Source organism: Flavihumibacter sp. CACIAM 22H1 (assembly GCF_001601815.1).
Taxonomy (GTDB): domain Bacteria; phylum Bacteroidota; class Bacteroidia; order Chitinophagales; family Chitinophagaceae; genus Flavihumibacter.
In genome coordinates, this window is the sequence record NZ_LUKG01000106.1 from 1 (window position 1) to 4,396 (window position 4,396).

General features: G+C 47.1%; 3 protein-coding genes and 1 pseudogene. 3 read left to right on the forward strand and 1 reads right to left on the reverse strand.

Going from position 1 to position 4,396, the window contains the following annotated elements:
• Positions 1 to 607 (reverse strand): annotated as a pseudogene (locus A1D16_RS19670) (DUF2130 domain-containing protein); the annotation flags it as partial.
• Between the two features lie 121 nt (positions 608 to 728).
• Here A1D16_RS19670 and A1D16_RS19675 point away from each other — a divergent pair.
• The 3 genes from A1D16_RS19675 (at position 729) to A1D16_RS19685 (ending at position 4,229) form a co-directional block, all read left to right on the forward strand.
• On the forward strand, positions 729 to 1,547 hold the full coding sequence (locus tag A1D16_RS19675) for a hypothetical protein (RefSeq protein ID WP_290712714.1): 819 nt from the start codon (positions 729 to 731) through the stop codon (positions 1,545 to 1,547).
• A gap of 5 nt (positions 1,548 to 1,552) precedes the next feature.
• Complete coding sequence (locus A1D16_RS19680; RefSeq protein ID WP_290712716.1) at positions 1,553 to 2,479, forward strand: TIGR01777 family oxidoreductase; 927 nt, start codon at positions 1,553 to 1,555, stop codon at positions 2,477 to 2,479.
• A gap of 67 nt (positions 2,480 to 2,546) precedes the next feature.
• The gene (locus tag A1D16_RS19685) at positions 2,547 to 4,229 is read left to right on the forward strand and encodes a GMC family oxidoreductase (RefSeq protein WP_290712718.1); all 1,683 of its coding nucleotides are present in this window, start codon (positions 2,547 to 2,549) and stop codon (positions 4,227 to 4,229) included.
• Positions 4,230 to 4,396: the final 167 nt, after the last annotated feature.

Here is a 4,396-nt window from a genome sequence, read left to right on the forward strand (position 1 = left end):
ATTGCATACTGCCCTGCTCGGCCTTGCGTTTCATTTCTTCAGCCAGCTTTTTCTGGTCTTCCAACTGTTTCTCCAGTTCCTTCAAGCGCAACTGAAATTCCGATTCCCGTGCCGCAGTTTTTTGCTCCTCCATCTTGCGGAGTTCGTCCGATAAGCGGCTGCGTTCTTCCTGTAATTTTCGCTGCAAACTCAGCTCCAGTTCTTCTTCCTTTGTTTTCAGTTCCTGCTCTTTCCGTAAAAAATCAAGTTCCTTAAGGCGGGCTGCTTTCAGCTTCTCTTCAATGGCTCGGTTATTGTCCTGCAGCAGTGTCAACCGGTTCTCAAAATCTGTCTGCAGGCTTTGCCGGATCGATGCTTCCAACTGCTCATTCTGTTTTTTTAGTTCTACGTCAAGCTGCTGCCGGAAACCTGCCTCCTGCTGTCGTTTGAATAACTCAAAGGCTTCGTCTTTTTTCTTCAGTTCTTCCTCCTTTTGCCGACGGTATTCCAGCATCTTTTCCCGTAGTTCCTGCTTTTCCTTTTCGATTGCTTCCTTCAGTTCATCGTTCAGCGCTTCTTCCAGCGGAAATTCATGGCCGCAGTTCGGGCACTTAATATTCGTAGGCATAACAGCACAATTTGAAGCAATTTAGGGCATCCCCGGATTAATTTAATTTGTATGATTTAAACTTTCAGAAATATTTGAAAGTTAGAGAGATTTCAGTATGTTTGGGCTATAAATCACTTGTATGAAAACACTGCACGGATTTATCATTCTATACGATGCCGTTTGCCCCCTTTGCCGGGTTTATACCAACGCATTTGTGCATTCGGGTATGTTGGAAAAACAGGGCAGGGCCGCTTACCAGGAAATGCCCGCTCAATGTGAACCGTATGTGGATCGACAAAGAGCGGTGAACGAAATAGCATTGGTCAATTCCGCTACCGGAGAAGTATATTATGGAATAGAGAGCTTGCTTAAGATTCTCGGAAATGCATGGCCGGTTTTTCGACCGCTTTTTTCGAGTCGATGGTTTGTGGGTGTTATGAAGATCCTGTATGGATTTATTTCGTACAATCGACGTATTTTTTTACCGGTGGCTATTGGAGCAGAAAAAGCAACGTTGATGCCGGCCTTTCACAAAGGATACAGAGCTTCCTGGCTCGTTTTTTCCTGGTTGTTGATTTCGGTAATTCTGCACTGGTATGGTGCTGAACTGTCCCCTTTAGTGCCCAGGGGAACCTGGTTTAGAGAACTGCTGGTTTGCGGCGGACAGCTTCTTTTTCAGGGGGCCATCGTTGCCATTGTTGCTCCGAGAAAAGCCTGGGACTATTTGGGTAATATGATGGTGGTTTCTTTCCTGGGAGCCATAGCACTGCTGTTTATCGGGCTTATTTTGAAGGCCGCTCAAGCAAACGCATTTTGGTACACTGGCGCCTTCCTGCTTACCGCAGCAGCAATGTTGATGGAACATGCCCGGCGCTGCAGCCTGCTGGAAATGGGTGTTGGGTATTCCATCAGTTGGATAATGTACCGGTTATTACTGGCCGTTTTTATAATAAACTGACCTATATGAAAACAGAAAAAATTATTCTGGCAGGCGGAGACGGTTATCTCGGCCGGGTACTTGCCCGGTTTTACGCAAGTGCCGGGGCTGAAGTGGTGGTGTTAACCAGGAAGGCTAAGGCCGCAAAAGGACAAATTCGCAAGGTTTGGTGGGATGGCCGATCTGCAGGCGATTGGGTAAACGAATTAGAAAACGCAACGCTGCTGGTAAATCTGTGTGGTAAAAATGTAAACTGCCGCTATACCAATAAAAACAAAACGGAAATTCTGCAATCTCGTTTAGTGCCTACAGCGTTGTTGAATGCGGTATTAAGCAGCTTGAAAAACCCACCCCCCTGCTGGATCAATATAAGTTCAGCCACTATCTACAGGTACGCGGAAGACCGGGCCCAGGATGATACTACCGGCGAAATAGGCTATGGTTTTTCCATTGATGTTTGTAAAGCCTGGGAATCCACGTTTTTTCAGCAGCCAATTCCAGGGGTGCGGAAAATAGCCCTTCGACTGGGAATTGTATTGGGACGTGCAGACGGGGCCTTCCCCCGGTTACTGAACTTAACGCGTTTGGGCCTGGGTGGTAAAATCGGAACAGGCAGACAAATGATTAGCTGGATCCATGAGCAGGATACTGCCCGGGCTATTGACTGGATAAGCAGGCATCCCGAAATGGAGGGCACCATCAACTGCACCGCTCCTAAACCGGTACAACAGTCGGAGTTTATGCGTGTAGTACGAAATACGGTCGGACTTCCTTTCGGACTGCCATGCCCGGCCTGGTTATTAGAAATAGGCGCCTGGTTAATAGGAACCGAAACCGAGCTATTGTTGAAAAGTCGGTGGGTGCTGCCCGAAAAGCTGCTGCAATCCGGTTTTAACTTTCAGTATCCTACCGTCGAATCAGCCCAGGCAGACCTGCTGGCCCTACGGCAATAAAAGGCGTTGAATGTTTTTTCGTGGCTGCCGGTACAAAGCGGAATCAGATCGGGTTGTATATTTATGCATGGCTATTACCTACGATGCAATTGTTATTGGTTCCGGTATCAGCGGAGGCTGGGCCGCTAAGGAATTATGCGAAAAGGGATTAAAAACCCTTTTACTCGAACGAGGGCCCGATGTAAAACACCTGAAAGATTATCCTACTGCAACGATGCACCCCTGGGAGTTCCCGCACCGGAACCAGTTAACCAAAAAATTTATTGAAGATAATCCGGTTGCCAGCAAATGTTATGCACTAAAAGAAAGCTCAGCACATTTTTTTGTAAAAGATAACGAGCATCCTTATACGCAGGAAAAACCCTTCGACTGGATAAGGGGGTACCAGGTAGGCGGAAAATCGCTTTTGTGGGCCCGGCAAACTCAACGATGGAGCCGGTTTGATTTTGAAGGGCCGGCCAGAGATGGGTTTGCCGTAGACTGGCCGATCCGGTACGATGATATTGCCCCCTGGTACAGCCATGTTGAAAAATTTACCGGCATCAGTGGAAATAAAGATGGATTGGAAACCCTGCCAGACGGAGAATTTCTGCCGCCCTGGGAAATGAATTGCGCCGAGAAATCTATTGCTGCAGCGATACAAAAAAATTACCAGGATCGCTTTCCGGTAATAGGTCGTTGTGCTCACCTGACTCAGCCCCAACCTATTCACTTCGAACAGGGGCGTGGAAAATGCCAGGCAAGAACCTTATGTGAACGGGGCTGTCCTTTTGGTGGTTATTTCAGTTCCAATGCAGCCACCCTTCCCTGGGCCGCAAAAACTGGTAAGCTCGAATTGCTTCCGAATTCCGTAGTGCAGGCTGTACTGTACGATGAAACCAAACAGAAAGCTAGTGGCGTGCTGGTAGTGGATACCATTACAAAAGAACAACGGGAATATAAAGCGGCGATCATTTTTGTAACGGCCGCTACGCTCAATACCAACCTGATTCTGTTGAATTCGACCTCTAAACGCTTCCCAAACGGCTTGGGAAATGACAATGGTTTATTGGGCACTCATATTGCTTTTCATAATTACAGGGGACAACTAACCGGCACAATCCCAGGAATGGAGGCGGACTATTATCAGGGTAGAAGACCCTGCGCGGTAATGATGCCAAATTTTCGGAATGTCCGAAAACAGGAAATGGATTTTCAGCGGGGGTATATGAGTTTTTTCAGCGCGTATCGACCTGGTTTTGCTAGAGGAGCAGATGGCATCGGGGCTGAGATGGCAGCGAACGTTGCTGAGCCAGGCAATTGGCAGGTATTTATGATGATGCAGGGAGAAACCATTCCCAAACAATCGAACCGGGTTCAATTGGATCCAATAGAAAAAGATGCCTGGGGAATTCCCCGCTTGTCCATTTCAGTTGACTATGATGAAAACGATGAAAAAATACTGGCTGATTTTCTGCAACAAGGACAGGAAATGTTGGAGAAAGCGGGGGTACAATCCATAACTACCATTGATACCAAGCAGGCTCCGGGCCTTGATATTCACGAAATGGGCGGGGTGCGGATGGGGCATGATCCGGCTGATTCTTTACTAAATAAATGGAACCAAATGCATGCCTGCAAAAATGTATTTGTGACGGATGGTGCCTGTATGACATCGACCGGAACCCAAAATCCTTCCCTTACCTTTATGGCATTAACGGCAAGGGCCGCTAATTATGCCGTGGAAGAACTCAAAAAAATGAATCTGTAAAATCGGAAAAAAATATGCATAAAATAAGGGTATTAGTGGTAGGATGCGGAAATATGGGGGCATCGCATGCATTGGCTTACCACTTGCTGGAGGAATTTGAAATCTGCGGTATTGTATCGCGCGGCGACAGTAAAAAACTATTGAACCATATACTGGGAGGTGGCTAT

Bases quoted from the DNA above. Each gene is read 5' to 3' on its own strand.
- A1D16_RS19675 (WP_290712714.1), top strand. From the start codon at position 729: ATGAAAACACTGCACGGATTTATCATTCTATACGATGCCGTTTGCCCC.
- A1D16_RS19680 (WP_290712716.1), top strand. From the start codon at position 1,553: ATGAAAACAGAAAAAATTATTCTGGCAGGCGGAGACGGTTATCTCGGC.
- A1D16_RS19685 (WP_290712718.1), top strand. From the start codon at position 2,547: ATGGCTATTACCTACGATGCAATTGTTATTGGTTCCGGTATCAGCGGA.